This window comes from Aeromonas sp. FDAARGOS 1403, from assembly GCF_019047325.1.
In the GTDB taxonomy this organism is placed as follows: Bacteria; Pseudomonadota; Gammaproteobacteria; order Enterobacterales; family Aeromonadaceae; genus Aeromonas; species Aeromonas dhakensis.
The window spans coordinates 1,759,400-1,785,257 of sequence record NZ_CP077249.1; the positions used below are offsets into that span (position 1 = coordinate 1,759,400).

The following is a 25,858-nucleotide window of genomic DNA, read 5'->3' on the forward strand; positions in this document are numbered from 1 at the left end:
TGCTGCGAGTGAGCGAAGATGCTTACCAGGCAAAACAAAAAGGGGCCCATGGCCCCTTTTTCATGTCGACTGGATCCACAGGATCAAACCGGATCCAGCGTATCCAGCGGCCAGCGCGGCACGGCCTTCACGGCCAGCGGCTCGAACACGCCCGCTTTCAGGCGCTGCATGCCGGCATAGGCGATCATGGCGCCATTGTCGGTGCAATATTCGGTACGTGGGTAGAACACTTCCCCCTTGAGGCTCTCCATCAGCTCGGCCAGCTGGGCGCGCAGGTGACGGTTGGCGCTGACGCCGCCGGCGACTACCAGGCGATTGAGGCCGGTCTCCTTCAGGGCGCGGCGACACTTGATGGCCAGCGTATCGACCACCGCATCCTCAAACGCCCGGGCGATGTCGGCACGGGTCTGCTCGTCGTCGCCATTGGCGGCGATGGTGTTGGCGGCAAAGGTCTTGAGGCCGGAGAAGCTCATGTCGAGCCCGGGGCGGTCGGTCATGGGACGCGGGAAGGTGAAGCGGCCCTTGAGGCCTTTCTCAGCCAAGCGGGAGAGCAGCGGACCACCGGGATAGTCCAGACCCATCAGCTTGGCGGTCTTGTCGAACGCCTCGCCGGCGGCATCGTCGATAGACTCGCCCAGTAGCTGATAGCTGCCGATACCGTCGACCCGCACCAGCATGGAGTGGCCGCCGGAGACCAAGAGCGCCACAAAGGGAAACTCGGGGGCCTTCTCTTCCAGCATGGGCGCCAGCAGGTGGCCTTCCATGTGGTGCACGGCGATGGCCGGCTTGTTCCATGCCATCGCCAGTGAGCGGCCAATGGTGGCCCCCACCAGAATGGCGCCAACCAGACCCGGGCCCGCGGTATAGGCGATGCCATCGATGTCATCCTTGCCCAGTCCGGCCTCTTGCAACGCCGCCTGGATCAAGGGGATCGTCTTGCGCACATGGTCCCGGCTGGCCAGCTCGGGAACGACGCCGCCGTAGTTCGCATGCAGCTTGACCTGGCTGTATAACTGGTGGGAAAGGATCCCTTTTTGATCGTCGAAGATCGCGATCCCGGTTTCGTCACAGGATGTCTCTATGCCCAATACACGCATTGCTAAAAAATTTCACTGCTAAAATGAGACGGCTATGGTAACCTTCGCGGGTTTTTTAAACCAGAGCGATCTCTGCGGGTTTACTTTCATTCCCTGTCCAGAGTATAATTTCGCACCATTTTAAGACATGCTGATCGATTGAAGGTCAGCTAACAATTTATCACTGAGGTGAAAGGCACATGCCAGTAATCAAAGTCCGTGAAAATGAGCCGTTTGACGTTGCTCTGCGTCGCTTCAAGCGTTCTTGCGAAAAAGCCGGTATCCTGTCCGAAGTTCGTAGCCGTGAGTTCTACGAGAAGCCGACTACCATTCGCAAGCGTGCCAAAGCGTCCGCCGTTAAGCGTCACGCCAAGAAGCTGTCCCGCGAAAACGCACGTCGTATCCGCCTGTACTAATCAAGGGATCATGCCGTGTCGCTGAAGGATCAACTCAAGGATCAGCAAAAGCTCGCCATGCTTGCCAAAGACAAGCAGCGGTTGGGTGCGATCCGTCTGTTGATGGCTGAAATCAAGCAGCGTGAAGTTGACACCCGTGTCGAGCTCGATGATCAGGATATCCTCGCTGTGGTGACCAAGATGGTCAAACAGCGCCGTGATTCCATCAGTCAATTCGAGGCCGCCGGTCGCCAGGATCTTGCCGACAAAGAGTCCGCCGAGATCGCTGTGTTGCAGGAGTTCCTGCCGCAACAGCTGACCGCAGCCGAAATTGCCGCACTGATTGAGCAAGCCATCGCTGAAAGTGGTGCTGCCGTCATGGCTGACATGGGCAAAGTCATGGCTGTCTTGAAGCCGAAAATTCAGGGGCGTGCCGATGTCGGCGCCGTCAGTGCGCAGGTGAAAACCCGCTTGGCGTAACAGGCAACTCTCTTGTTTGGTCAAAGAAGCCGTGCTTCCCTAGGAATGCGCGGCTTTTTTATTTTCTACGCAATGAAACAGGACGGTTATGGCAGGCAGGATCCCACAATCCTTTATCGATGATCTGCTGGTACGCACAGACATTGTCGAGTTGATCGACTCCCGTGTGCGACTGAAGAAAGCCGGTAAGAACTACCAGGCTTGCTGCCCTTTTCATAACGAAAAAAGCCCCTCGTTTACCGTCAGTCAGGAGAAGCAGTTCTATCACTGTTTCGGCTGCGGTGCCCACGGCAATGCCATCGGCTTTGTGATGGAGTACGACGGGTTGGAGTTCCCCGATGCCATCGAGGAGCTGGCCAGCCTGCATGGCATGCAGGTCCCCCGTGAGCAAACGGCGGGGGGAGCCAGCAATAGCCAGCCGGCCGTCAGCAAGGACCTGTTCGAGCTGATGAACCATATTGCGCGCTTCTACGAGAGCAATCTCAAGAACGCGCCGCAGGCAGTGGAGTATCTGAAAGGCAGAGGCCTGACTGGCGAGGTGGTCAAGCGCTTCAACATCGGGTATGCCCCCGGAGACTGGGATCAGGTGCGTCGCCGCTTTGGATCCAGCCGGGAACACGAGCAGTTGCTTATCTCGGGCGGCATGCTGATCCCCCGTGACAGCGGCCCGGGCAGCTATGACCGCTTCCGCGATCGCATCATGTTCCCGATCCGCGACAAGCGCGGCCGGGTCATCGGCTTCGGTGGCCGGGTGTTGGGGGATGGCACGCCCAAGTACCTCAACTCGCCTGAAACGCCCATCTTCCACAAGGGACGGGAGCTGTTCGGTCTCTACGAGGTCAAGCAGGCGCACAAGGATCCGCGTCGGATCTTGGTGGTGGAGGGCTATATGGATGTGGTGGCGCTCGGCCAGTACGACATCGATTATGCAGTGGCGGCGCTGGGAACCGCGACCACCAGCGACCATATCCATACCCTTTTTCGCACCACGGCCGAGGTGGTCTGCTGTTACGACGGCGACAATGCCGGCCGTGAGGCGGCCTGGCGGGCATTGGATAACGCGCTGTCCCATCTGCAGGATGGCCGTGAACTCAAGTTCGTGTTTCTGCCGGATGGCGAGGATCCCGATTCCCTGGTGCGCCAGATCGGCAAGGATGGGTTCGAAGCGCTGCTCGACCAGGCTCAGCCGTTTGCCGATTTCATGTTCGAACGTCTCGGGCGCGATGCGGCTCTTTCCGGTGAGGCCGGCAAGTTCGAAGTGGCCAACAAGGCCGCCGAGCTGATCCGCCGGGTGCCGGAAGGCTTTACCCGCGAGGGGCTGATCACCCGCCTCTCCAGCATGATGCGTTGGGGTGAAAACAAGCAGCGGATCGCCGAACTGTTTGCCCGCAACAGCCAGCCGAAGGCCGAGGTGAGCAAGCCCAAGGCGGCCAAGCTGACACCACTGCGCCGGGCATTGGCATTGATGGTGCAATATCCGGCGATCACCGCCGAACTGCCGGCCATGCCTGAGCTGGCTGGGCTTCGTCTGCAGGGGATCCAGTTTCTGCTGCAACTGCATCAGCAGATCCTGACTCAACCTGGGGTGACAACGGGTATCCTGCTGGAACACTGGCGCGGTACCAAAGAGGGAGATATCCTGGCCCAGCTGGCGATGCACGATCTGTTTGAAGAGGTAAAGCTCGACCAGGAGCCCGATATTCTGGGAGAATTGCAGGATACTTTCGTCGGTTTCATCAACCTGTTCCTGAAGCAGCGCATCGAGGAATTGCAGGCCAAGGTGGCGCAGGAAGGGCTAAGCTCTGAGGAAACTCAGGAGCTGATGATGCTGATCAGAGAGGTGCAGATTGAGAAAAGAAATGAGAGTGGGGCTTGATATTTGAGTGATTAACCCCAATATGAATACCGTTGCCCGAATGGACGGGATTAAAAGCAAACATTTTATAACCGCCTGGCCCCGACAATACTGCGGGCAGGGGTTTCTCATGACCGACGCCGCAACCAGACATAGCATGTCTGGCGGTTTTCTATTAGAATTGGCTATTTGCGCAGCAGCGCACTGTACGCGCAACCTAGCAACACCAACCGGATGAGTTCTATGGAGCAAACCCCGCAGTCTCAGCTTAAACTCCTCGTTGCCAAAGGTAAAGAACAGGGCTACCTGACCTATGCCGAGGTGAACGATCACCTCCCGCAAGACATTGTCGACTCTGACCAGATCGAAGACATCATCCAGATGATCAACGACATGGGTATCCAGGTGGTGGAAAACGCCCCGGATGCCGATGATCTTATCATGGCTGAAGGTGGTACCGCCGATGAGGACGCTGCCGAAGCAGCGGCCCAGGCTCTGGCATCTGTTGAATCCGAGATTGGTCGCACGACCGATCCCGTCCGCATGTACATGCGGGAAATGGGTACCGTCGAACTGCTGACCCGCGAAGGCGAAATCGATATCGCCAAGCGGATCGAAGACGGTATCAACCAGGTACAAAGCTCCGTCGCCGAGTACCCGGAAGCGATTACCTATCTGCTTGAACAATATGACAAGTATGAAGCCGAACAGCTGCGCCTGTCCGACATCATCTCCGGCTTCATCGATCCCAATGAGACCGACGACGTCGCACCGACCGCCACTCACATCGGCTCCGAGCTCAGCGAGGAAGATCTGGCTGACGAGGATGAAGACGAAGACGAAGACGAAGACGGTGATGGGGATGACTCCGACGATGATGGCGACGGTGGTCCGGATCCGGAAGTTGCTCGCGAGAAGTTCGGTGAGCTGCGCGCCCAGTACGAGGTAACTCGTCTCTCCATTCAGCAGAATGGCCGCGCGCACGAAGATACCCAGAATGCCATCGCCCAGCTGGCAGACGTGTTCCGTCAATTCCGCCTGATGCCCAAGCAGTTCGATCGCCTGGTCAACAACATGCGCGAGATGATGGAGCGGGTTCGCGTGCAGGAGCGCATCATCATGAAACTCTGCGTTGAGCAGGCCAAGATGCCGAAGAAGACCTTCGTCGCGGCCTTCACCAACAACGAGTGCGAAACTGCCTGGTTCGAATACCAGAAGCAGGCTGGCAAGGCCTGGTCTCCCCGTCTGGTGGAGATGGACGAAGACGTGCTGCGCGCCATCGGCAAGCTGCAGCAGATCGAGGAAGAGACCGGTCTGTCCATCGCCCAGATCAAGGACATCAACCGTCGCATGAGCATCGGTGAGGCCAAGGCCCGCCGTGCCAAGAAAGAGATGGTCGAGGCCAACCTGCGTCTGGTTATCTCCATCGCCAAGAAGTACACCAACCGCGGTCTGCAGTTCCTGGATCTGATCCAGGAAGGCAACATCGGTCTGATGAAGGCGGTCGACAAGTTCGAATATCGTCGTGGCTACAAGTTCTCGACCTACGCCACCTGGTGGATCCGTCAGGCCATTACCCGCTCCATCGCGGATCAGGCCCGTACCATCCGTATCCCGGTGCACATGATCGAGACCATCAACAAGCTCAACCGTATCTCCCGTCAGATGCTGCAGGAGATGGGTCGCGAACCGAACCCGGAAGAGCTGGCCATGCGCATGGGCATGCCGGAAGACAAGATCCGCAAGGTACTGAAAATCGCCAAAGAGCCCATCTCCATGGAGACGCCCATCGGTGATGATGAAGATTCCCACTTGGGCGACTTCATCGAAGATACCACCCTGGCCCTGCCGGCCGATGCGGCCACCAGCGAGAGCCTGCGCAACGCGACCCGCGAAGTGCTGGCCGGTTTGACCGCTCGTGAGGCCAAGGTACTGCGCATGCGTTTCGGTATCGACATGAACACTGACCACACCCTTGAGGAAGTGGGCAAGCAGTTCGACGTGACCCGTGAGCGTATCCGTCAGATCGAAGCCAAGGCGCTGCGCAAGCTGCGCCACCCGAGCCGCTCTGAAGTGCTGCGCAGCTTCCTGGACGAATAATCCCGGACGTTCCAACCCGGAACAGCATCCAAAAAGCCCCGCCATGCGGGGCTTTGTTTTATTCGTGGCGATGGGGCGCTGACGATGAACCACGGAACCGCTTGAATATGGATGAAATCTCGCCAAGTGGTTGATATGCCTATGGACTGGCTAACGGACATCCCCTATAATCCACGCCGCAAAAGCACATTTCGGCCCCTTAGCTCAGTTGGTTAGAGCAGTCGACTCATAATCGATTGGTCGTGGGTTCAAGTCCCCCAGGGGCCACCAAATTCCATAAAAAGGCCGCTCATCATGAGCGGCCTTTTTGCTTTCTGGCGTTTCGCCTCAAACTGGGTCAGGAGCCCTGATCTTGCTGGATGGGGGCCTGCTTGGGGGCGCCCGGGCGTCGGGCGGGCAACATGCGTCTCACCAGATTGCTGCGCTGGCGCCAGGAGGTGAACAGGATGGCCAGCAGGTGCAGCGCTATCATGCCCTGCAGGGCCCAGGTGCACCAGACGTGCCAGTCGTCAGCCCCTAGTTCGAACCCCATCTCGGTATTCTGGAACCAGCCGGTGCCGGCGGTGGCCAGGATCAGCAGCCAGAGTGTCCAGACCGCCAGCTTGCCGCTGCCGTGGTGACCGGGGGCCGGTGGCGTGCGCTCGCGCAGCTCCAGCGCTTGCTGGCGAAAATCTTCCCGGCTTGGGATGAGGGCTCGCAACCGGGCATGACCCCTGGCAAACGAGAGCCCCCACGCCAGGCGCAGGCTGATCAGGGCGATGGCCAGATAACCCAGCCGCTCGTGCCACTCCTCGCCCGCCTCGTTGAGCCAGAGGTTGCCGATACAGATGGCCGCCACACCCCAGTGGGTGAGGCGGACCAGACTATCCCAATGGAAGGGATCAGCCTTTTTGTTTGGCATATTTGTGGTACTCCTTCTTCAGGTCGTTGACCTTGGCCAGGTGCTCGCGCGCCTTGGCTTCGTCACCCGCCTTGAGAGCCGCCAGGCTGGCGTCCAGTTCGGTCTGCACTTCGTTCATGCCTTCCAGGAACTTCTCTTTCTTGGCGGCCGGCATGTTCTTCTGCTTGGCGATGTCGAACTGCGCCTTCATCTCGTTGATGTACTTCTCCATGGTGGCGGCATCCTCGGCCTTGACCGCCTGCTTGTAGTTGAAGCCGATCTTCTTCATCGGCTGCTCCAGCTCACCGGCCATGGCGGGCAGGGTCATCAGGCCAAACATCAGGGGCAGCAACAGGGGGCGTACAGTTTTCAACATGGGATTTCCTTATTTAAACGACATGCTTATCGATTCTATGTGGCTTCTTATGAACCCTTATCTGGATTCATCACAGGCATGATGCCATGACAGTACGTGAACTGTTTGTGAATATTGCTGTTTTTTGTCACAAAGGGTAACGGGGAGGGGGGAGATGCAAGGAGGATGTTGAGCCAATCGAACCATGCCATATGATCCATGCTGTCAGGCTGGCCGAGGGCAAGCTAAAGAGAGGGCCCTTGCGGGCCCTGTTGATTACTGCTGCTGTTCACGCTCGATGGCACGCCAGCCGATGTCGTTGCGGTAGAAGACGCCGTCCCACTTGATGCGCCCGGCCAGCTGATAGGCCCGCTGCTGCGCCTCGGCGACCGTGTGGCCGAGGGCCGTGGCACACAGTACGCGTCCCCCGGCGGTGACTACGGTATCGCCTTCCATGCGGGAGCCGGCGTGGAATACCTTCTCGCCGCTCGCCTCTTCCACCGGCAGGCCGCTGATGGGCTTGCCCTGCTGGTAGTCGCCGGGATAACCGCCGGCGGCCAGCACCACGCCAATGGCGACGCGGGTGTCATAGATGGCCTCTACCTGATCCAGCTTGCCGGCACAGGCCGCCAGGCAGAGCTCCACCAGATCGGAGCGCATGCGCAGCATGATGGGCTGGGTCTCGGGATCGCCGAAGCGGCAGTTGAACTCGATCACCTTGGGATTGCCCTGGCCATCGATCATCAGACCGGCGTAGAGGAAACCGGTGTAGACGTTGCCTTCGGCCGCCATGCCGCGTACCGTCGGCATGATCACCCGCTCCATCACCTTGCGATGCACCTCGTCGGTGACCACGGGGGCGGGGGAGTAAGCCCCCATGCCGCCGGTGTTGAGGCCGGTATCGCCATCGCCCACCCGCTTGTGGTCCTGACTGGTGGCCATCGGCAGCACGTGCTCGCCGTCCACCATGACGATGAAGCTAGCTTCCTCCCCCTCAAGGAACTCCTCGATCACCACCCGGGCCCCGGCGTCACCAAAGGCGTTGCCGGAGAGCATGTCGCGTACCGCCTCTTCGGCCTCGCTCAGGGTCATGGCAACAATGACCCCCTTGCCAGCGGCCAGGCCGTCAGCCTTGATGACGATGGGCGCGCCCTTCTCGCGCAGGTAGGCCAGCGCCGGCTCCACCTCGGTGAAGTTCTGGTACTCGGCGGTCGGGATGGCGTGGCGGGCCAGAAAATCCTTGGCAAAGGCCTTGGAGCCTTCCAGCTGGGCGGCGGCGGCGGTCGGGCCGAAGATGGCCAGCCCCTCGGCACGGAATGCATCGACCACCCCTTTCACCAGCGGTGCTTCCGGTCCGACGATGGTCAGACCGATGCGCTGCTCCTTGGCAAACGCCAGCAGGGCCGGGATGTCGGTAGCCGAGATGGCTACGTTCTCGATGCTCCCTTCGTGGGCGGTGCCGGCATTGCCGGGGGCGACGAAGACCCGGGTTACCAGGGGGGATTGTTTGGCCTTCCAGGCTAGGGCGTGTTCACGGCCACCGTTGCCAATGATCAGTACTTTCATCGTATCGCTCGCTTCTATTCGTGGTCACGGGCGGGCCTGGGGCCTGCGCCGGTGAAAATAGCCAGGTGAAAAGAGACAACAAAAGGGCCGCCGGCGGCGGCCCTGATCCATCAGTGACGGAAGTGGCGCATGTTGGTGAACAGCATGCACATGCCGTGTTCGTCGGCGGCGTCGATCACCTCCTGATCGCGCATCGAGCCACCGGGCTGGATGACGCAGGAGATACCGGCGGCGGCCGCGGCGTCGATGCCATCGCGGAACGGGAAGAAGGCGTCGGAGGCCATGACGGAGCCCGCCACGGTCAGCCCTTCATCCTCGGCCTTGATGCCGGCAATCTTGGCCGAGTAGACGCGGCTCATCTGGCCGGCGCCGACGCCGATGGTCTGGCCGTCTTTGGCGTAGACGATGGCGTTGGATTTGACGAACTTGGCCACTTTCCAGCAGAACAGCAGGTCGTTCAGTTCGGCCTCGGTGGGCTGACGCTTGCTGACCACCTTCAAATCCCCGAGCGTCACCATGCCAAGGTCGCGCTCCTGCACCAGCAGGCCGCCGTTGACGCGCTTGAAGTCAAAGCCTTGCGCCGGCGCGGTCCACTGACCGCACTCGAGCAGCCGCACGTTCTGCTTGGCGGCGACCGCGTCGCGGGCCGCCTGACTGACGGTCGGGGCGATGATCACCTCGACGAACTGACGCTCGACGATGGCCTTGGCGGTGGCGCCATCCAGTTCACGGTTGAAGGCGATGATGCCGCCAAACGCGGAGGTGGGGTCGGTCTGCCAGGCGCGCTCGTAGGCGTTCAGCAGATCGCTGCCGATGGCCACGCCGCACGGATTGGCGTGCTTGACGATGACGCAGGCCGGCTGGTCGAACTCTTTGACGCACTCCAGCGCCGCGTCGGTGTCGGCGATGTTGTTGTAGGAGAGGGCCTTGCCCTGCAGCTGGATGGCGCTTGCCACCGAGCCCGGTGCGGCCTGCTCCTCGGCATAGAAGGCGGCGGCCTGATGGCTGTTCTCGCCGTAGCGCATGTCCTGCTTCTTGATGAACTGGCTGTTGAAGGTGCGCGGGAAGCGGGACTCCTCGTCACCCTCCTTGTTGTCACCATAAGAAGGAACCATGGTGCCGAAGTAGTTGGCGATCATGCCGTCGTAGGCGGCGGTGTGTTCGAAGGCGGCAATGGCCAGATCGAAGCGGGTGGCCAGTTTCAGGCTGTTGCCGTTGCCATCCATCTCGCGGATGACGCGGTCATAGTCGGCAGCCTTGACCACGATGGCCACATCTTTGTGGTTCTTGGCGGCGGAGCGAACCATGGTCGGCCCGCCGATGTCGATGTTCTCGACCGCATCGGCCAGGGTGCAACCGGGCTTGGCGACGGTGGCGGCGAAGGGATAGAGGTTGACCACGACCATGTCGATGGGGGAGATGTGGTGCTGAGCCATGATGGCGTCGTCTTGCTCGCGACGGCCGAGAATGCCGCCGTGGACCTTGGGATGCAGGGTCTTGACCCGGCCGTCCATCATCTCGGGGAATCCGGTGTAGTCGGAGACCTCGGTCACCGGCAGACCCGCCTCGGCCAGCAGCTTGGCGGTACCACCGGTGGAGAGCAGGGCCACGCCGCGCTCGTTGAGTGCCTTGGCAAATTCCACGATGCCAGTCTTGTCAGACACACTCAGCAGTGCACGGCGAATGGGTCGAGCTTGTTCCATCACACTATCGTCCTCAGCATAACGGGGACCGTTCCATGGGAGGCGAGGCTCAACACAGAGAGTCCCCAAATAAATGGAAGTGGGGGATTTCGCAAACCGCTCTCGCCTGAAACCTGCCGCCAGGCAAAAGCGTTTTAGGAAATACCCGCTTGACGCGTCGCTCTCTTGTGGGCGCGTATTCTACACAAAAAATGTGACCCGTGGTGGATTTTTTAAAGTGACAAAGCCTTGTCTGGTGCAGTGTTAAACGTTTTCTGGTGGTTTTTTGTGAAACGTTTGTCTTTTCAGTCTCTTGATGGCAAAAGGGTGGCCGCGTCCTCTTTCCCGCTGCCGACTGGCAATCGTCCGGCAAAGGGGAGATAGTGGGTGCCGGTTGTGGTTCTTGACTCATTTGGGAGGGAGAAAGGCATGTATCGGATCGGGGAGCTGGCCAAGGCGTGCGGGGTGAAGGCGGATACTCTGCGCTTTTACGAGAAAAACGGTCTCATCTCGCCGGGCATTCGCAACGAGTCCGGCTATCGCCTCTATGGCGAGCAGGACAAGCGGCGGCTGGAGTTCATCATCCGCGCCAAGTCGGTGGGGTTCTCGCTGGCCGACATCGGCGAGCTGCTGGATCTCGATACCAACAAGGCCAAGGTCACCTGCCAGGAGGTGAAGGCGGTGGCCGACACCAAGCTCGAACAGGTGGAGCAGAAGATCATCGAGTTGACCCGTTTTCGCGACAACCTGCGGGAGCTCTCCAACATCTGCTGCGGTGGCCCGCGCTCGGCGGAGCACTGCGCCATCCTCGAGACGCTGGAATCCGGTGCTCCCTCCCGCCATGAACATCACGACCATGAGCACTGAGCTGCGCCGGCCCCGGGTATCAGCCTTTCTCGCCCTCTCCCTCGACGGCTTCATTGCCGGGGAGGGGGGCGATCTGGCCTGGCTTGAACCCTACAACGGCGACTCCCAGGAAGAGACCGGCTACGGCGCGCTGATGGCGAGTGTTGATACCCTGCTGATGGGGCGCAACACCTATGACATTGTGAACGCCTTTCCCGAATGGTTCTATTGTGACAAGCCGGTGGTGGTATTGACCCACAGACCCGCCGCTCCCCGTGAGCATGTCTCCTTTCGGCAGGGAGCGCTGGCGCAGGTGCTCAGGGATCTTTGGCAGGTGGGGAGCTGCCACCTCTACCTGGACGGCGGCGATCTGGTGCGCCAGGGGTTGCAGGCCGGGGTCGTCGACGAGCTGACCCTGTTCTGGGTGCCGGTCACCCTGGGGGCCGGCGTGCCGCTGTTTGCCGGGGCCCTGCCCGGCGGCCTCAACCCCGTCTCCAGCACTCTGCTGCCGAGTGCTCTGGTGCGGGTCGTCTATCGGCCCGAACCCTTGCCGCCCGCCGCGTGAATCCTTGCACCACCCTCAGCTTGCACTCGGCTTCGGGGAGGCGCACAATCGGCGCGTTTTTCGCCACCGGGGGATCCACTTCGGCCAGGCGTTGAACAATCGCTTACTAGAGTCAGTCATCGCAAAGGAGCCGATATGGCCAAGAAGAAGGTGACTTCCGTCACCGCCGAACCCGCCTGCGAACATCAGCGCGGCATCATTCAGGACAACCACCTCAAGGCACTGGTGACCTCCCCCCTGTTCCAGGCCCGGGTCGAGCCGAGCAAGAAGGGCAAGGGCAGCTATCAGCGCAAGGCCAAGCACGGCAAGCGGTGGGAGCCCGGCCAGCAGCAGATGGTAAGCGTCTGCTGCTGAGCGGGTTCCTGCTTTGGCACCTGTCCACGATCTTGCTGCGAGGCCGTGATCAAGGCTCATGTGCTGCTCGCAATCCTCATGTGTACTTACACACTCCGGTTCCTGCGCTGCTCTTCACCTTGCTGACAGCATCTCGTGACAGACCGTGAACAGGTTCTTGGAACCAAAACAATCAGGGCGCCAATGGCGCCCTGATTGTTTTTCTATTCGCTGGTGCTGATTCACTCTCTTGCCGCAAGAGAGTGAATCAGCACTTACTCGTCCATAAAGAGTTCGAGCAGCACGTTGAGATAGCGATGGCCGAGAGGGGTGAGCTGCCAGCTGTCGCCGAGATCCTCGATTAGCTCCTTGCTCTGGGCGATGTCCAGCACCGTCTCCACCCGCTCCAGCGGCAGACCGGTGTAGGCCTCGAACTCCGTCTTGGGGGCCGGCTCAAACAATCTGAACCGGTTCATGAAGTACTCGAGCGGCAGATCGTCCGCGCTCACTTGCCACTGCTCTTCCAGATAGGGGCGGCTCGGGTCCAGATATCCCTTGGGATGCTTCACCTTGGCGGTGCGCAGGATCTGCTGGTTCGCGAGATCCGTCACCTTGCCGTGGGCGCCGCAGCCGATCCCCAGATAGTCGCCGAAGCGCCAGTAGTTGAGGTTGTGGCGGCACTGATACCCCGCCTTGGCGTAGGCCGAGATCTCGTACTGCTGATAGCCCTGGGCGGTCAGCATGGCGTGGCCCTGCTCGTAGATGTCCCACAGAGTGTCATCTTCCGGCAAGGTGGGCGGCTTGGAGGCAAACGCCGTGTTCGGCTCTATGGTGAGCTGGTACCAGGAGAGATGCGGCGGCGCACAGTCGATGGCCTGCTGCAGGTCGTAGAGGGCATCGTCCAGGCTCTGATCTGGCAGGCCGTGCATCAGATCCAGGTTGAAGGTGGGCAGTGCGATGGCGTGGGCCAGTTCGGCGGCCTTGCGCGCCTCTTCCGGGCCGTGGATGCGCCCGAGCCGGGTCAATTTTTCCTGCTGGAAACTCTGCACCCCGATGGAGATGCGGTTGATGCCGGCCCGCTGGAAGCCGGCGAACTTGTCCGCCTCCACCGTGCCCGGGTTGGCCTCCATGGTGATCTCGCAGTCCGCGGTGAGTGCGATGCGCGCGCGCACCCCGTCCAGCAGCGCCTGCATCGCCTCCACGGAGAGTAGACTCGGGGTTCCCCCGCCGATGAAGATGGAGGAGAGGGGGCGCCCCTGGGCCCAGTGCAGGTCCTGTTCCAGATCCTCCAGCAGGGCCGCCACATACTCGAGGTGGGGCAGCTCCCCCTTCTGGGCGTGGGAGTTGAAGTCGCAGTAGGGGCACTTCTGGACACACCAGGGCACGTGGATATAGAGGGAGAGGGGCGGCAGTTGCAGCATGGGGTTTCCAGTATTCAACAATCAAAAGGGGTCGGATGGCCCTGGTTTACGATGACAACGGGCCGGGGCGCCGCGAACGAAACGGGGGCCGACGGCCCCCATTGTAGATGACAACGCGGCGGGAGACAGCGCTTTAGTTGACCGCCGCCAGGGCCGCTTTCAGCTTGGCCAGCGCCTGACCGCGGTGGCTGAGCTGGTTCTTGAGCTCGGCCGGCATCTGGGCCGAGGTGCAGTCATGGTCGGGCACGAAGAACACAGGGTCATAGCCGAAGCCGTGCTGACCGCGCGGCTCGTCGATGATCATCCCCTCCCAGCTCGCCTGGCAGATGATGGGGGTGGGATCGTCGGCGTGGCGCATGTAGACCAGCACGCACCAGAAGCGGGCGCTCTTGAGGTACTCGGGAGCGCCTTTCAGCTCGCCCAGCAGCTTGTCGATGTTCTCCTTGTCGCTGGCGCCGGTGCCGGCAAAACGGGCGGAGTAGACGCCGGGGCGGCCGTGCAGCAGATCCACTTCCAGGCCTGAGTCGTCGGCCACCGCCGGCAGGCCGGTGACGCGGGCGGCATGGCGGGCCTTGATGATGGCATTCTCGACGAAGGTGGTGCCGGTTTCTTCGGCATCGGAGACCGCAAACTCGCTCTGTGGGATCACCTGGATCTTCATATCGGCCAGCATGGCAGCCAATTCTTTCACCTTTTTCTGGTTCCCTGTTGCCAGGACAAGCTTGTTCATCGAGCACCTCCGCAAAAATAATCTGCGCATTCTATGCGGGGCTGGCGCCCAGGAAAAGCGCCAATTGCCCTGGATCACCCTCGCCGGGGTCATGGCAAGATGTGGATAAAATGAATGTTTCCTGAATGGAATAACAGAAGTGATTAAATACCATTTCAATTCATTACTGTGAGTCAGTAGACTCGCGCCCCAATCCATTTCCCCATGCCACGAGGTGACTGATGCCATTGATTCTTCTGCTTGTACTCCTGGTGCTGTTCAGTCCGCTGGCCATCGACATCTACCTGCCCGCCATTCCGCAGATGGCCGAGCAGCTAGGTGCCGAGGTGACCCTGATGCAGGGCACCATTACCTGGTTCCTGTTCAGCATGGGACTGGGGCAACTGTTGGTGGGGCCGCTGGCCGACCGCTACGGCCGCAAGCCCATCGCCCTTGGCGGCGTGCTGCTCTACGGTCTGAGCGCCCTGGGTGCCGGCTTTGCTGCCAGCCTTGGCGAGCTGATGTTGGCGCGGGTGCTGCAGGGCCTCGGCGCCTGTGCCACCTCGGTGGCCGCCTTCTCGGTGGTACGTGACAGCTACGGCCCCAAGAAGAGCGGTCAGATGATCTCCTACCTGAACGGTGCCATCTGTTTCATTCCGGCGCTGGCCCCCCTGCTCGGTGGCTGGCTCACCGCCAAGGCGGGCTGGTCGGCCAACTTCTGGTTTATGGCCGGTTATGCGGCCATCGTCGGCAGCTGGCTGCTGTGGCGGATGCCGGAGACCCGACCGGAAGAGACCCGCAGCGGCGGCCCGCTCATCAGCTGGTCGCGCTACAGCCCGGTGCTGCGCTCCCCGAGCTTCCTGTTCAACGCGACGCTGTGCATGCTGGCGATGGCGGTGATCCTGGCCTATGTCACCGCGGCGCCGGTGCAACTGATGGTGAGGCTGGGGCTGGACATGAGCGGCTTCAGCTACTGGTTTGCGGCTAACGCGGCGCTCAACATCCTGGCCTGCTTCCTGGCACCCCGTTTCATCGCCAGGGTGGGGCCAAGACGCACCCTGCGCATCGGTCTGCTGGTGCTGCTGCTCTCCGCCATCTCCCTGAGCCTGTCGATGCACATCGATCATCCGCTGGCCATGATGGGCCCGGTGTTCCTCTCCAGCATTGGCTTTGCCATGATCCTGGGCTCGGCCGCCGGCATGGCGCTGGCACCGTTCGGTCACTGCGCCGGTACCGCCGCCGCCCTGCTCGGCCTGTTCCAGATGAGCGGCTCCGGTGCGCTGGTGGGCTTTATCGGCGCGCTGATGCACGATCCGCTGAACCAGCTGGCACTGCACATGTGGCTGTTGCTGCCCCCGCTGCTGGTGCTGATGACCCGCCAGGGCCGGCGCTTGTGTTTGCAATAAATCCTGTGCTCTGATGGGCACACTCAGGGGGCCTTGGGCCCCCTTCTCTTTTGGCAGGCCAAAGGTTCGCCTGCATCTCATGACACAGCTACCCGTGGAGAAAACCGGATGAGCCACACAATCAATGCCGCCCTGGTGGGCTACGGCTTTGCAGGCCAAACCTTTCACGCCCCGTTTCTGACCAGCACGCTCGGGCTCTCCCTCGGCTGGGTGGTGAGCCGGGATGCCGCCAGGGTGCAGAGCGATCTGCCCGGCTGCCGGGTCGGTTCGCTGGCCGAGGTGCTGGCTGATCCGTCGGTCGATCTGGTGGTGATCGCCACCCCTAACGACACCCATGCCCCTATCGCCCGCGAGGCGCTGCTGGCCGGCAAGCATGTGGTGATCGACAAGCCGTTCGCCCTGGATCTGGCCGAGGCGAAGGCGCTGGTCGAGCTGGCGCAGAAGCAGCAGCGGCTGCTCAGCATCTTCCACAACCGGCGCTGGGACGGTGACTTTCTCACCGTACGCCGCCTGCTGGCGGAGGGGGCGCTCGGTCAGGTCGCCCAGTTCGAATCCCACTTCGATCGCTATCGTCCCGAGGTGCGCCAGCGCTGGCGCGAGGCGGGCGGTCCGGGTTCCGGCCTCTGGTTCGATCTCGGCCCCCACATTCTCGATCAGTCGCTCCAGCTGTTCGGTCAGCCGGACTGGCTGCAGGCGGATCTGGCCCAGCAGCGCCCCGGTGCCCTGGCGGATGACTACTTCCACGTGGTGCTGGGCTATGGCGAGATGCGGGTCGTGCTGCACGGCAGTTGCCTGGTGTCGGCCACCATGCCGCGTTTCGTTATCCACGGCAGCGAGGGCTCCTTCATCAAGTTCGGTATGGATGTGCAGGAGGAGCAGCTCAAGCTCGGCAAGCGGCCGCCGGCGGCAGGCTGGGGGGTGGACAACGAACCCGGCCAGCTCAGCCGGATCTGCGATGGTCAGCTGCAGCAGCAGAGCGTGGCCGGCGAGGCGGGGGACTACGGCGCCTACTATCGCGGCGTCTGCGCCGCCATTCGTGGGGAGGGAGAGAACCCGGTGCCGGCCGGCGAGGCGCTGGCGGTGATGGCGCTGCTGGACCTGGCTCGCGACAGCGCCTGCGAGGGTAAGCGGCTGGCTTGTCAGATCCTGTCTGACTGAGGCGGTCTATGTGCGTGATGGCCGGCACCATGCAATAGCCGTTTATTGCCAGCCATCACGGGGCCTGTGGCGTTTTATTGTACGAATTCACGCCGTTTACAGTGTTTTGTATTAATGTTTGTCGCTGTAGTAGTTCTTTTCATCCAGCCAACGAGAAAATATCATTGTGATACTCGTTTTCATTGGGCGCGTATGGGGATATATTTCGCGCGCCTCTTGGCTCCCGGCATATGGGTTTTTCACCGGGTGAAAGGACGCACTGTGATGGTTGTACCAACCATCTCTCCATATTTTTCTGAGGGTATGCACATGAACAAAGTACTGGTAGCCGGTATCCTGGGTCTGATGTTGACCGCTTGTGGTCAGAAAGAAGAAGCCGCCGCACCGGCCGCTACTCCGGCCGCCGACGTTGCTGCAACGGTTGAGAAAGCCGCTAGCGAAGCCACCTCTACTGTAGAGAAGGCTGCTTCCGAAGCGACTGCAACAGTTGAGAAGGCTGCCGCTGACGTAGCCACCAAGGCAGAAGCCGCAGTGAGCGATGCCAAGGCCAACTAAGCCTGCACCTCATCTGAAGAACGGGCCCGAAGGTGACTTCGGGCCCGTTTTTTTATGTCCGCTCCCCGTCTTTGACGGGGTCTTCGCCGGCAAGAGAACCAGCTAGAGCGCCGGATTGAGACGGGAGGTGAGGATGTGATCCTCCCAGCGGCCGTTGATCATCAGGTACTCTTTGGCGTACCCCTCCCGCTCGAAACCGAGCCGCTCGAGCAGGGCGCCGCTGCGCTGATTGGCCGGCATGTAGCTGGCCATGATGCGGTGCAGACCGTGCTCCCGGAACAGGTAGTCGATGCCGGCCCCGACGATTTCCTGCATCAGCCCTTGTCCCTGGTGGGCCTGGTCGATGGCGTAACCCAGGTGGCAGGCCTTGAAGGCACCCATCAGGATGTTGGTGAAGTTGCAGGTGGCGATCACCTGCTCGCCATCCGGCTCGAGCGCCACCAGGTGCACCCCGCTGCCGTTGAAGAATTGGCCGTAGCTGTCGCGCAGCCGGCCGTGCCAGTGGCTCAGGGTATAGAAGCTCTCGTCCCGGCTGGGCTCCCAGGGGGTGAGGTGAGCGCGGTTGCGCAGATAGAAATCCAGCATCAGATCGGCCCGCTCGGGGGGCAGTACGGTGAGCCGGCTGCGGGCCGTGCACAGGTGTGGCAGTGCCATCAGTGATCCCTCTGTCCAAGCCACTCATCGCGTAGCAGGCTGTAGTGAACGTGATCCACGATGCGGTCGGCCAGCCGCTCGGCACGGCGGGTGATCCCCTCCTGCTGCATGCCGAGGCGCTCGCAGACGGCCCGGCTGGGCTCGTTGTCGGTGGCGGCGCTGATCTCCACCTTCTCCATCCCCATCTCCTCGAAGGCGTGATGGATCAGGGCCTGGCAGGCGCGGGTGATGATGCCGTTGCCCTGCCAGCGTTCGGCCAGCCAGTAGCCGATGCTGACCTTGGCCAGCGCCCGGTCGATCTGGTTGTAACCGATGACACCGACCACTTCCCCCTGATACTCGATGGCGGTGGTCAGCCCCTCGCCGCGGGCGAATTTCTCGATGGCGTGGCGGATGAAGGTGGCGCTGTCGGCGGGTTGCTGAATGTAGGGGGGCCAGGGCAGCCACTGGGTCAGGTAGTCGCGATTCTCCCGACAGAGGGCAAAGAGTTCGCTGGCCATGTCGGGCTGCAGGAACAGCAGCGCCAGCTCGTCATCCAGTTGCCATGAAAACATCCGCACCTCCCGTTGCCGCAGGGGCCCGCAATGGGCCGTAGAACCGCCAATGTAGCCAATCAACCCCTTGTTAGCCAAGGACTTTCAGCCGTTATCAAGGCTGCGCTATCCCCATATGGAGGGGCGGCTCCGACCGCCATTGGGGCGCCTTGTCATTGTTCGGCCTTTCCTGGTGTTATTCGCCATTTTTTCGGCTCTTTACGCTACCAAAAACAGGCAACAGCAGATTCTGCTATGAATTCATGCTGGGCTGTCACATATGACAGGCAGCAATTCCGATCGCGCCAACTAGTGTAGGAGCGCTGGGCAACGGACCCGGCGTGTAATCTTCATCGACTTAAGGAAAAGACGGATGAACAAAGTCTATTTGGCCGTGGTATTGGCCTGCTGGGGAAGCGCAGCCTTGGCTGCAGAACAGGTTGACGTACATCAGGTTGCCGGCATTCAGGGAGCACCGAGCGGTGCCGCCGGCGTCAGCGCGCTGGCCGGGGATGGCGAGTTCCGCCAGGTGCGGGCAGTCAAGCTGCCCAACGGCCAGCAGCGGGTGCGCTATGAGCAGACCTGGCACGGTATCCCGGTCTGGGGTCAGGTTCTGGTGGCCGAGCAGTCCCTCGGTGGCCAGATCAGCCAGGTCTCCGGTCAGATCCTGCGCCAGATCGATGCCGATCTGGCCAGCCCGACCGCGGCCCTGTCGCCGGCCGATGCCGCCAGCAAGGCGCGGGCCGGGGCCAAGGGCAGCAACGAGCGGGTCAAGCTGTTCGTGATGCAGGATGACGCGGGTCAGGCCAAGCTGGTCTATCTGGTCTCCTGGCTCGCGGCGAGCGAAGAGCCGAGCCGTCCCTTCGTGATGATCGATGCCCAGACCGGCAACGAGCTCAAGCGCTGGGAAGGGATCAACCACAAGGATGCCACCGGCCCGGGCGGCAACATCAAGACCGGCAAATATTTCTACGGCTCCGACTTCGGCCCGCTGCAGGTGGATGACAACTGCCGCATGACCAGTGCCAACGTCGACACCCTCAACATGAATCACGCCACCACAGGCGGCACCATCCACCAGTTCACCTGCCCGGAGAACACGGTCAAGGAGATCAACGGTGCCTACTCGCCGCTCAACGATGCCCACTACTTCGGCAACGTGGTGTTCGACATGTACCGCAACTGGTACAACACGGCGCCGCTGACCTTCAAGCTGAAGATGCGGGTGCACTACAGCCGCAACTACGAGAACGCCTTCTGGGACGGCAGCCAGATGACCTTCGGTGACGGTGCCACCACCTTCTATCCGCTGGTGAGCCTGGACGTGGCAGCCCACGAGGTGAGCCACGGCTTTACCGAGCAGAACTCGGGGCTGGTTTACTCCGGTCAGTCGGGCGGTATCAACGAGGCCTTCTCCGACATGGCGGGGGAAGCGGCCGAGAACTACATGAAGGGCAGCAATGACTGGCTGGTGGGCGCCCAGATCTTCAAGGGCAACGGCTCCCTGCGCTACTTCGAGGATCCGACCCGGGATGGCCGCTCCATCGGCCACGCCAGCGACTACTATGACGGCATTGACGTGCACCACAGTTCGGGTGTCTACAACCGCGCCTTCTACCTGCTGGCCAACACCAGCGGCTGGAATACCCGCAAGGCCTTCGAAGTGTTCGTGCTGGCCAACCGTCTCTACTGGGGCGCCAACACCACCTTCGATCAGGGCGCCTGCGGCGTGACCAAGGCGGCGACCGATCTCGGTTACAGCGTGACCGACGTGGCGGCCGCCTTTACCACGGTCGGGGTCAATGCCACCTGTGGCGGCACCACTCCGCCCACTGGCAGCGTGCTGCAAAACGGGGTACCGGTGACCGGTCTCTCCGCCGCCAAGGGTGGCAAGCTGAACTTCACCATCGACGTGCCGGCCGGCAAGAGCCAGCTGGTGATCGCCAGCAGCGGCGGTACCGGCGATGCGGACCTCTATGTGAAGTTCGGCAGCGTGCCGACCAGCAGCAGCTATGACTGCCGCCCCTACAAGAGCGGCAACGCCGAGACCTGCACCCTGAACTCGCCCAAGGCGGGGACCTGGAACGTGCAGCTGAGCGCCTTCAGCGCCTTCTCCGGGGTGACCCTCAAGGCCAGCTACTGATCATCAGTGGCCGTTGACAACAGTGAAGCGCCGGACTTGTCCGGCGCTTTTTTTATGCGGGTTTGCCCGCCCAGCGGGCGGCCAGGGTGCGGGCGGCCTCCAGCACCCGCTCCTTGGCGGGGTTGGGGCGCTTGCCGCTGCGCCAGGCCATCATTACGTCCCAGTGATCCGGTGGCAGATCCACCACGTCCAGCTGCACCAGCCGGCCAAATTCCAGATCCCGGGCAATGGCGAGCGCCGGCATCAGGGTGATGAAGCCGTGCTCCAGCGCTAGCTCCCGCGCCGCGCTGGCGGGCTGGATGGCGTGCAGCGGGCTCGCCACCTGGCGCAGCAGACGCAGCTGCAGGATCAGCTCGTCGCAGCCGGTGCCCCACTGCTGGGGCGCCAGCCGCTCGTTGGCGATGTCCTGCAGGGTCAGGCCTTGCCGCCCGGCCAGCGGATGGGTGGCGCAGGCCACCGCTATGATGGGGGAGCGGTAGAGCAGCTCGAGCTGGATGCCGGCGATGGCGGGACACTTGAGGATGAAGCCGACGTCGGTCTCGCCGGTCAGCAGCTCCTGCATGATGATGCCGGAGTGATCCGTGTTGCAGCGGATCTCGAAGGTTTCGTCGACCAGTGCCAGCAACAGGGGGCCGAACACCACTGTCGTCAGGGAGGGCAGGCAGGCGAGCCGGATGCGCGGCAGCGCCGGTGCCCCCTGCATGGCCAGCCGGCCCCCTTCCAGCGCGCTGAGGGCCGCGCTCGCCGCGGGCAGAAACTGCTCGCAGGCCGGGGTGGGGGTGGCGCCGCGCCGGTGGCGGCGAAACAGGGGTTGGCCCAGATCCTGCTCCAGCACGGCGATCCGCTGACTCACCATGGGTTGCGACCAGCCGCGCACGGCCGCCGCCTTGCTGAAACTGCCGCGATTGACCACATCCAGCAGCAACTGCAGATCGTCGAGGGTCATAGCCATAAGATAATCCAATATGAAATATAGCCAGTTGTCGGCTACCACTATATCTGGCGTCCTTCCAGAATAGCAGTATCAATCGTTGTGCTTTGGCATATTGCCACACCGGCTCAGGGGCTTGCAGCACCTTGAGTCCGTTTGGTGACGGCGTCATTCGGGCGACGAGCAGTAATCGATATGAATGTCATCAGAGCAGCAGGGGACGGGTAGTCATGGTGGATCGGGCGAGGCGGTTGGGGCGGTGGTTTTTGGCGTTGGATTCCCTCTTGGTGATCCTGGGGTTCTTCGTGGTGATGCCCATGATCAGCCTGCGCTTCGTGGATCAGCTCGGCTGGGCGGCCGGGGTGGTCGGCCTGGCGCTGGGGTTGCGTCAGCTGACCCAGCAGGGGCTGGGCATTCTGGGGGGGTCACTGGCGGACAAGTTCGGGGCGCGCCCGCTCATCGTGGGCGGCATGCTGCTGCGGGCGGCGGGTTTTGCCAGCCTGGCCTATGCCCAGAGCGGCCTTGAGCTGATCCTCTCCTGCATCATCTCGGGCCTTGGCGGCTGCCTGTTCGACCCGCCCCGGGCGGCGCTGGTGATCAAGTTCACCCGGCCGCGGGAGCGGGGTCGCTACATCTCCTTGCTGATGATGCTGGAGAGCGCCGGCGCCGTGGTGGGGGCCCTGCTCGGCAGCTGGCTGCTCAACTTCGATTTCGAATACGTCTGTCTGCTGGGGGCCGGCCTGTTCATCTGCGCCGCCCTGTGCAACCTGCTGATCCTGCCCGCCTACAAGCTCTCGGTGCGGCCGACCCCGATCCGGGCCGGTCTTGGCCAGGTGCTGGCCGACAAGGCATTCTGCCGGCTGGTGCTGATCCTGAGCGGCTACTATGCGCTCTGGGTGCAGGTGATGCTGATCTTTCCCATCCTGGTCAAACAGATGGCGGGCAGTACCACGGCGGTTGGCTGGATGTATACCCTGGAGACCGCCATCTCGCTGGCGCTGCTCTATCCGCTGGCACGCTATGGCGAGCGGCGCTTCAAGCTGGAGAGCCGGCTGATGGCCGGGGTACTGCTGATGACCACAGGCATCGGGCTGGTGGCCTTTGCCAACACCCTGCCAGCCGTGTTCATGCTGCTGGCCTGCTTCTATCTGGGGATCGTCATCGCCGAGCCGGCGCGGGAGACCCTGATGACCAAGCTGGCGCAGCCGGGGGCGCGCGGCAGCTACATGGGCTTCAGCCGGCTAGGGCTGGCGCTGGGAGGCATGACGGGTTACGTGGGGGGCGGCGCCCTGCATGACTACGCCATGGCTCAGGGGCAGCCCTGGTTGCCCTGGCTGGTGCTGGGCACAGTGGGCGTGACCACCTTGCTGCTGCTGGCCAACTGCTTTCATCGCGAGTCGAGTCTGGCGCGGGTCAATGTCTGAACGGGCATAAAAAAACCGGCCGCAAGCGGCCGGTAAAAAATACAGTAGGCTACAGGAAGACTTAGAAGTTGTACTGCAGGGCCACGGCGACCACGTCGTCGGTGTTCTTGCCCAGCGAGTTGGTGTGGGTGCCGTTGACGTTGTCCAGCAGGTTGATCTTGTAGTCAACGTAGGCGTTGAAGTTGTCGGTGAAGTTGTACCAGGCACCGATGGAGACGTATTCGGTGGCGGTATCATCGATGCCGCGTGCATCGTCTTTCACGTCGGTGCGCAGGTAGGCCACGGACGGCTTGAACTTGCCGAAGGCATACTGGGCCACGGCTTCGTAGCCATCCATCTTCTCGGCGTAACCGTTGAAGGTGCTGACGTACATGTGGTCTTCACCGTGGGAGTAGGTGGCAGCCAGGTAGAGGTCGCCGACGGCGTACTTGGCGCCCACGCCGTACAGTTTGGCGTCGCTGTCGCCACCGAAGGAGGCGTTGGCAGCCTGCTCGTCGGTCTTGCCGGCCTGGTTGTAGGCGGCACCCAGGCTCAGGCCCATGTCGAAGTCATAGTTGGCAGACACGGCGAAGCCTTCGGCGGAACCCTTCGGATTCCAGGTGCTGTTGGTGCCAGTCAGGTTGGAGCGATCGGCATTTTGCGGATCGTTGTTGCCGGTGAACTGGGCACCCAGGGTCAGGCCCTGATAGGTGTAGATGTACTGAGCCAGGCCATTGGTACGACCGGTGCCGAACACTTCGGTGTCCTTGCCCAGGCCGTCACCGCCCCACTCGGGCAGCACGTCGGTGTAGTTGTTCACGGCTTTGGTGAACAGGCCGTCCTGACGACCGTAGCTGAAGGCTCCGAAGCGATCGTGCTTGATGCCGGCGTAGGCATAACGCAGCTCGTCATTGTCGGAACCGGAGGTCGGCAGGTTGTACTCGGCAAAGCCGAAGGCCTGCATTTCCGGAGCAATCTTGGTTTCGCCGGCGATGTGCAGACGCAGGTAGCTGGCGTCGCCTTCAGAACCGTTGTCATCAGTGCCGTAGTACATGCCCTGGGCGCGACCACCGATGTCGAGCTTGGTGTCGTTCTGGTTGTAAACGGTCGCGGCTTGCGCACCACCGGCCAGCAGCAGGCTGGAGATGGCCATGGTCAATGCTGTTTTTTTCATTGTTCGTTCCTCTGGTGTAAACACTGTCGGACCTGTGCTCGGCCCTGTTGATCGGTTATCTGTTCCGATAGCCCAGAGTAGCCCTGCGAACCTTGATAGAAACTGAAGCGGACAAGGATTAATTAATGGTTTGACCAGAAAGGCAGGCATAAAAAACGGCCCAGAGAGGGCCGTTTGAACATTTGTGGAATTAAATGCTGTTTAGAGCATCATGCCACCGAAGAAGAAGCCGAGCGCCACGGCGATGGCGATGGTGGCCACACCCGGTACGAAGAAGGGGTGGTTGAACACCGCCTTGCCGATGCGGGTGGAGCCGGTGTCGTCCATCTCGACCGCGGCCAGCAGGGTCGGGTAGGTGGGCAGCACGAACAGGGCGCTCACGGCGGCGAAGGAGGCGATGGCGGTCAGCGGGCTGACACCCAGTGCCAGGGCGGCCGGCATCAGGGCCTTGGTGGTGGCGCCTTGTGAGTAGAGCAGCATGGCGGCGAAGAACAGCACCACGGCCAGCAGCCAGGAGTACTGGTTCAGCAGGTCGCCGGCGATGAGCTGGATGGTATCCATGTTGCCCTTCACGAAGACGTTGCCGAGCCAGGCCACACCCAGTACGCAGATACAGGCGGACATACCGGACTTGAAGGTCGGCATGTTGGTAACCTGGGTCACGTCCAGCTTGCACACCAGGGTCATGATGGTGGCCGCGGCCAGCATGATGCCCATGATGGCGCCGTCACGGGGGATCGGCGGGTTGGTGATGAGGCCCACTTTACCGGAGATGGCGGTGGCATAGGCCATCACGGCCACGATGGCGGCGATGAAGATCCAGACCGACAGCTTGGCGTAGGGTTTGATCTCGAGCTGGGTAGTACCACGCAGCTTGATCTGCCCCTTGGCTTTGCGCTCCAGGTAGACTTCATCCTGGTCCAGCGGCTTGCCCAGCATGTTGGCGACGAAGGCGCCGAGGATGCAGGCGATGAAGGTGGAGGGGATGCAGATGGCCAGCAGGGTCAGGTAGTCAACACCGAACGGCTCCAGCATGCCGGAGAAGGCGACCACGGCTGCGGAGATGGGCGAGGCCGTGATGGCGATCTGGGAGGCTACGACCGCGATGGAGAGAGGACGGGAGGGGCGGATACCCTGCTCCTTGGCCACTTCGGCGATCACCGGCAGGGTGGAGAAGGCGGTGTGACCGGTACCGGCCAGCATGGTCATCAGGTAGGTGACGACCGGGGCTGCGAAGGTGATGTATTTGGGGTTCTTGCGCAGGGCTTTTTCGGCCAGGTGCACCAGGTAGTCCATCCCGCCGGCCAGCTGCATGCAGGCGATGGCGCAGATGACGGACGCGATGATCATGATCACGTCCCAGGGGATGTAGGTGACCAGCTGATCGCTCGGGATCTGCACCCCGAGGCCCCAGGTCAGCACCAGTACCCCCAAACCACCGGCAAAGCCGATGCCGATGCTGCCTATCCGGGCCCCCAGATAGATAGCGGCGAGCACGACGAGCAACTCGATTCCAATCATAGTGAACACTCCATTTTCCAGTTTTTTTAGGTTTTATTTGGCAGAAAAGCCAATTCCCGATGGGGCTGGGCAAGACCTATCGGGAACTGACTCTATGGGCCGGGATGATCCCGGCCC

24 protein-coding genes and 1 tRNA gene are annotated in these 25,858 nt (G+C 61.8%); 13 read left to right on the forward strand and 12 right to left on the reverse strand.

Features of this window, described 5'->3' with window-relative positions; genetic code table 11:
- Positions 1-83: 83 nt before the first annotated feature.
- Positions 84-1,097 (reverse strand): tRNA (adenosine(37)-N6)-threonylcarbamoyltransferase complex transferase subunit TsaD, encoded by a 1,014-nt coding sequence (gene tsaD, locus I6L33_RS08450; protein ID WP_216973889.1) that lies wholly within the window; start codon positions 1,095-1,097, stop codon positions 84-86.
- Positions 1,098-1,276: 179 nt separating this feature from the next.
- Between tsaD and rpsU the strand changes: the two genes are divergently transcribed.
- From rpsU to I6L33_RS08475, 5 genes are all read left to right on the forward strand, one after another.
- Positions 1,277-1,492, forward strand: a complete 216-nt coding sequence (rpsU, locus tag I6L33_RS08455) for a 30S ribosomal protein S21 (protein ID WP_005309452.1) — start codon at positions 1,277-1,279, stop codon at positions 1,490-1,492.
- Between the two features lie 15 nt (positions 1,493-1,507).
- On the forward strand, positions 1,508-1,951 hold the full coding sequence (locus I6L33_RS08460) for a GatB/YqeY domain-containing protein (RefSeq protein ID WP_017780947.1): 444 nt from the start codon (positions 1,508-1,510) through the stop codon (positions 1,949-1,951).
- 88 nt (positions 1,952-2,039) lie between these two features.
- Complete coding sequence (gene dnaG / locus I6L33_RS08465) at positions 2,040-3,827, forward strand: DNA primase (protein ID WP_216973890.1); 1,788 nt, start codon at positions 2,040-2,042, stop codon at positions 3,825-3,827.
- A gap of 183 nt (positions 3,828-4,010) precedes the next feature.
- The gene (gene rpoD, locus I6L33_RS08470) at positions 4,011-5,906 is read left to right on the forward strand and encodes an RNA polymerase sigma factor RpoD (RefSeq protein ID WP_264082799.1); all 1,896 of its coding nucleotides are present in this window, start codon (positions 4,011-4,013) and stop codon (positions 5,904-5,906) included.
- 193 nt (positions 5,907-6,099) lie between these two features.
- Positions 6,100-6,176: transfer RNA gene (locus I6L33_RS08475), tRNA-Ile, on the forward strand.
- A 67-nt stretch (positions 6,177-6,243) separates the two neighbouring features.
- Here the strand turns inward: I6L33_RS08475 and I6L33_RS08480 are convergent.
- The 4 genes from I6L33_RS08480 to purH form a co-directional block, all read right to left on the reverse strand.
- Positions 6,244-6,807, reverse strand: a complete 564-nt coding sequence (locus I6L33_RS08480; RefSeq protein ID WP_216973891.1) for a cytochrome b/b6 domain-containing protein — start codon at positions 6,805-6,807, stop codon at positions 6,244-6,246.
- Positions 6,788-7,162, reverse strand: a complete 375-nt coding sequence (locus I6L33_RS08485) for a cytochrome b562 (RefSeq protein ID WP_005309462.1) — start codon at positions 7,160-7,162, stop codon at positions 6,788-6,790. The genes I6L33_RS08480 and I6L33_RS08485 overlap by 20 nt, the downstream gene beginning before the upstream one ends.
- 255 nt (positions 7,163-7,417) lie before the next feature.
- Positions 7,418-8,707, reverse strand: a complete 1,290-nt coding sequence (purD, locus tag I6L33_RS08490) for a phosphoribosylamine--glycine ligase (protein ID WP_024941404.1) — start codon at positions 8,705-8,707, stop codon at positions 7,418-7,420.
- Positions 8,708-8,817: 110 nt separating this feature from the next.
- The gene (gene purH / locus I6L33_RS08495; protein WP_216973892.1) at positions 8,818-10,410 is read right to left on the reverse strand and encodes a bifunctional phosphoribosylaminoimidazolecarboxamide formyltransferase/IMP cyclohydrolase; all 1,593 of its coding nucleotides are present in this window, start codon (positions 10,408-10,410) and stop codon (positions 8,818-8,820) included.
- Between the two features lie 408 nt (positions 10,411-10,818).
- Here purH and zntR point away from each other — a divergent pair, with 408 nt between their 5' ends.
- From zntR to I6L33_RS08510, 3 genes are all read left to right on the forward strand, one after another.
- The gene (gene zntR, locus I6L33_RS08500; RefSeq protein ID WP_024941406.1) at positions 10,819-11,256 is read left to right on the forward strand and encodes a Zn(2+)-responsive transcriptional regulator; all 438 of its coding nucleotides are present in this window, start codon (positions 10,819-10,821) and stop codon (positions 11,254-11,256) included.
- Positions 11,246-11,800 carry a dihydrofolate reductase family protein gene (locus I6L33_RS08505; RefSeq protein ID WP_216973893.1) on the forward strand — a complete coding sequence of 185 codons (555 nt, stop codon included), beginning with the start codon at positions 11,246-11,248 and terminating at the stop codon, positions 11,798-11,800. Before zntR ends, I6L33_RS08505 begins: the two co-directional genes overlap by 11 nt.
- A gap of 135 nt (positions 11,801-11,935) precedes the next feature.
- A complete protein-coding gene (locus tag I6L33_RS08510; RefSeq protein WP_005309473.1) occupies positions 11,936-12,154 on the forward strand; it encodes an alternative ribosome-rescue factor A in 219 nt (72 codons plus the stop codon).
- A 254-nt stretch (positions 12,155-12,408) separates the two neighbouring features.
- On the opposite strand, the gene hemW is transcribed toward I6L33_RS08510, so the two are convergent.
- On the reverse strand, positions 12,409-13,554 hold the full coding sequence (gene hemW, locus I6L33_RS08515; RefSeq protein ID WP_216973894.1) for a radical SAM family heme chaperone HemW: 1,146 nt from the start codon (positions 13,552-13,554) through the stop codon (positions 12,409-12,411).
- Between the two features lie 133 nt (positions 13,555-13,687).
- The gene (gene rdgB / locus I6L33_RS08520) at positions 13,688-14,284 is read right to left on the reverse strand and encodes an RdgB/HAM1 family non-canonical purine NTP pyrophosphatase (protein ID WP_216973895.1); all 597 of its coding nucleotides are present in this window, start codon (positions 14,282-14,284) and stop codon (positions 13,688-13,690) included.
- Positions 14,285-14,505: 221 nt separating this feature from the next.
- Here rdgB and I6L33_RS08525 point away from each other — a divergent pair, with 221 nt between their 5' ends.
- The 3 genes from I6L33_RS08525 to I6L33_RS08535 all read left to right on the forward strand — a co-directional run bounded on the left by I6L33_RS08525 (position 14,506) and on the right by I6L33_RS08535 (position 17,382).
- Complete coding sequence (locus I6L33_RS08525) at positions 14,506-15,669, forward strand: multidrug effflux MFS transporter (protein ID WP_195879583.1); 1,164 nt, start codon at positions 14,506-14,508, stop codon at positions 15,667-15,669.
- A 108-nt stretch (positions 15,670-15,777) separates the two neighbouring features.
- Positions 15,778-16,827 carry an oxidoreductase gene (locus I6L33_RS08530; RefSeq protein WP_216973896.1) on the forward strand — a complete coding sequence of 350 codons (1,050 nt, stop codon included), beginning with the start codon at positions 15,778-15,780 and terminating at the stop codon, positions 16,825-16,827.
- Positions 16,828-17,136: 309 nt separating this feature from the next.
- Entirely contained in the window at positions 17,137-17,382 is a 246-nt protein-coding gene (locus I6L33_RS08535; RefSeq protein ID WP_005309486.1) for a hypothetical protein, read from the forward strand.
- Positions 17,383-17,484: 102 nt separating this feature from the next.
- Here I6L33_RS08535 and rimJ read toward each other — a convergent pair whose 3' ends face one another.
- Both rimJ and I6L33_RS08545 read right to left on the reverse strand, forming a co-directional pair.
- Positions 17,485-18,036: a ribosomal protein S5-alanine N-acetyltransferase gene (rimJ, locus tag I6L33_RS08540; RefSeq protein WP_017786489.1), complete on the reverse strand. Its 552-nt coding sequence runs from the start codon at positions 18,034-18,036 to the stop codon at positions 17,485-17,487.
- Positions 18,036-18,590 carry a GNAT family N-acetyltransferase gene (locus I6L33_RS08545; protein WP_216973897.1) on the reverse strand — a complete coding sequence of 185 codons (555 nt, stop codon included), beginning with the start codon at positions 18,588-18,590 and terminating at the stop codon, positions 18,036-18,038. Before I6L33_RS08545 ends, rimJ begins: the two co-directional genes overlap by 1 nt.
- 352 nt (positions 18,591-18,942) lie before the next feature.
- On the opposite strand from I6L33_RS08545, the gene I6L33_RS08550 reads away from it, so the two are divergent.
- Positions 18,943-20,712, forward strand: a complete 1,770-nt coding sequence (locus I6L33_RS08550) for a M4 family metallopeptidase (RefSeq protein ID WP_005309492.1) — start codon at positions 18,943-18,945, stop codon at positions 20,710-20,712.
- 52 nt (positions 20,713-20,764) lie between these two features.
- On the opposite strand, the gene I6L33_RS08555 is transcribed toward I6L33_RS08550, so the two are convergent.
- Entirely contained in the window at positions 20,765-21,664 is a 900-nt protein-coding gene (locus I6L33_RS08555) for a LysR family transcriptional regulator (protein WP_017764724.1), read from the reverse strand.
- 209 nt (positions 21,665-21,873) lie between these two features.
- Between I6L33_RS08555 and mdtH the strand changes: the two genes are divergently transcribed.
- Positions 21,874-23,067, forward strand: coding sequence for a multidrug efflux MFS transporter MdtH (gene mdtH / locus I6L33_RS08560; RefSeq protein WP_216973898.1), 1,194 nt, complete (start codon positions 21,874-21,876; stop codon positions 23,065-23,067).
- Between the two features lie 61 nt (positions 23,068-23,128).
- Here the strand turns inward: mdtH and I6L33_RS08565 are convergent, their stop codons facing one another.
- Both I6L33_RS08565 and I6L33_RS08570 read right to left on the reverse strand, forming a co-directional pair.
- The gene (locus I6L33_RS08565) at positions 23,129-24,220 is read right to left on the reverse strand and encodes a porin (RefSeq protein WP_216973899.1); all 1,092 of its coding nucleotides are present in this window, start codon (positions 24,218-24,220) and stop codon (positions 23,129-23,131) included.
- 201 nt (positions 24,221-24,421) lie between these two features.
- Entirely contained in the window at positions 24,422-25,741 is a 1,320-nt protein-coding gene (locus tag I6L33_RS08570) for an anaerobic C4-dicarboxylate transporter (RefSeq protein WP_005309503.1), read from the reverse strand.
- Positions 25,742-25,858 lie beyond the last annotated feature (117 nt).

Excerpts from the sequence above, each read along its gene's own strand:
- I6L33_RS08505 (WP_216973893.1), top strand. The coding sequence starts at position 11,246 with ATGAGCACTGAGCTGCGCCGGCCCCGGGTATCAGCCTTTCTCGCCCTC.
- I6L33_RS08485 (WP_005309462.1), bottom strand. The coding sequence starts at position 7,162 with ATGTTGAAAACTGTACGCCCCCTGTTGCTGCCCCTGATGTTTGGCCTG.
- tsaD (WP_216973889.1), bottom strand. The coding sequence starts at position 1,097 with ATGCGTGTATTGGGCATAGAGACATCCTGTGACGAAACCGGGATCGCG.
- rpsU (WP_005309452.1), top strand. The coding sequence starts at position 1,277 with ATGCCAGTAATCAAAGTCCGTGAAAATGAGCCGTTTGACGTTGCTCTG.
- rimJ (WP_017786489.1), bottom strand. The coding sequence starts at position 18,036 with ATGGCACTGCCACACCTGTGCACGGCCCGCAGCCGGCTCACCGTACTG.
- I6L33_RS08555 (WP_017764724.1), bottom strand. The coding sequence starts at position 21,664 with ATGGCTATGACCCTCGACGATCTGCAGTTGCTGCTGGATGTGGTCAAT.
- I6L33_RS08535 (WP_005309486.1), top strand. The coding sequence starts at position 17,137 with ATGAACAAAGTACTGGTAGCCGGTATCCTGGGTCTGATGTTGACCGCT.
- I6L33_RS08550 (WP_005309492.1), top strand. The coding sequence starts at position 18,943 with ATGAACAAAGTCTATTTGGCCGTGGTATTGGCCTGCTGGGGAAGCGCA.
- purH (WP_216973892.1), bottom strand. The coding sequence starts at position 10,410 with ATGGAACAAGCTCGACCCATTCGCCGTGCACTGCTGAGTGTGTCTGAC.
- I6L33_RS08545 (WP_216973897.1), bottom strand. The coding sequence starts at position 18,590 with ATGTTTTCATGGCAACTGGATGACGAGCTGGCGCTGCTGTTCCTGCAG.
- I6L33_RS08530 (WP_216973896.1), top strand. The coding sequence starts at position 15,778 with ATGAGCCACACAATCAATGCCGCCCTGGTGGGCTACGGCTTTGCAGGC.
- mdtH (WP_216973898.1), top strand. The coding sequence starts at position 21,874 with ATGGTGGATCGGGCGAGGCGGTTGGGGCGGTGGTTTTTGGCGTTGGAT.
- hemW (WP_216973894.1), bottom strand. The coding sequence starts at position 13,554 with ATGCTGCAACTGCCGCCCCTCTCCCTCTATATCCACGTGCCCTGGTGT.
- I6L33_RS08570 (WP_005309503.1), bottom strand. The coding sequence starts at position 25,741 with ATGATTGGAATCGAGTTGCTCGTCGTGCTCGCCGCTATCTATCTGGGG.
- zntR (WP_024941406.1), top strand. The coding sequence starts at position 10,819 with ATGTATCGGATCGGGGAGCTGGCCAAGGCGTGCGGGGTGAAGGCGGAT.
- rdgB (WP_216973895.1), bottom strand. The coding sequence starts at position 14,284 with ATGAACAAGCTTGTCCTGGCAACAGGGAACCAGAAAAAGGTGAAAGAA.
- dnaG (WP_216973890.1), top strand. The coding sequence starts at position 2,040 with ATGGCAGGCAGGATCCCACAATCCTTTATCGATGATCTGCTGGTACGC.
- purD (WP_024941404.1), bottom strand. The coding sequence starts at position 8,707 with ATGAAAGTACTGATCATTGGCAACGGTGGCCGTGAACACGCCCTAGCC.
- I6L33_RS08480 (WP_216973891.1), bottom strand. The coding sequence starts at position 6,807 with ATGCCAAACAAAAAGGCTGATCCCTTCCATTGGGATAGTCTGGTCCGC.
- I6L33_RS08510 (WP_005309473.1), top strand. The coding sequence starts at position 11,936 with ATGGCCAAGAAGAAGGTGACTTCCGTCACCGCCGAACCCGCCTGCGAA.
- I6L33_RS08525 (WP_195879583.1), top strand. The coding sequence starts at position 14,506 with ATGCCATTGATTCTTCTGCTTGTACTCCTGGTGCTGTTCAGTCCGCTG.
- I6L33_RS08565 (WP_216973899.1), bottom strand. The coding sequence starts at position 24,220 with ATGAAAAAAACAGCATTGACCATGGCCATCTCCAGCCTGCTGCTGGCC.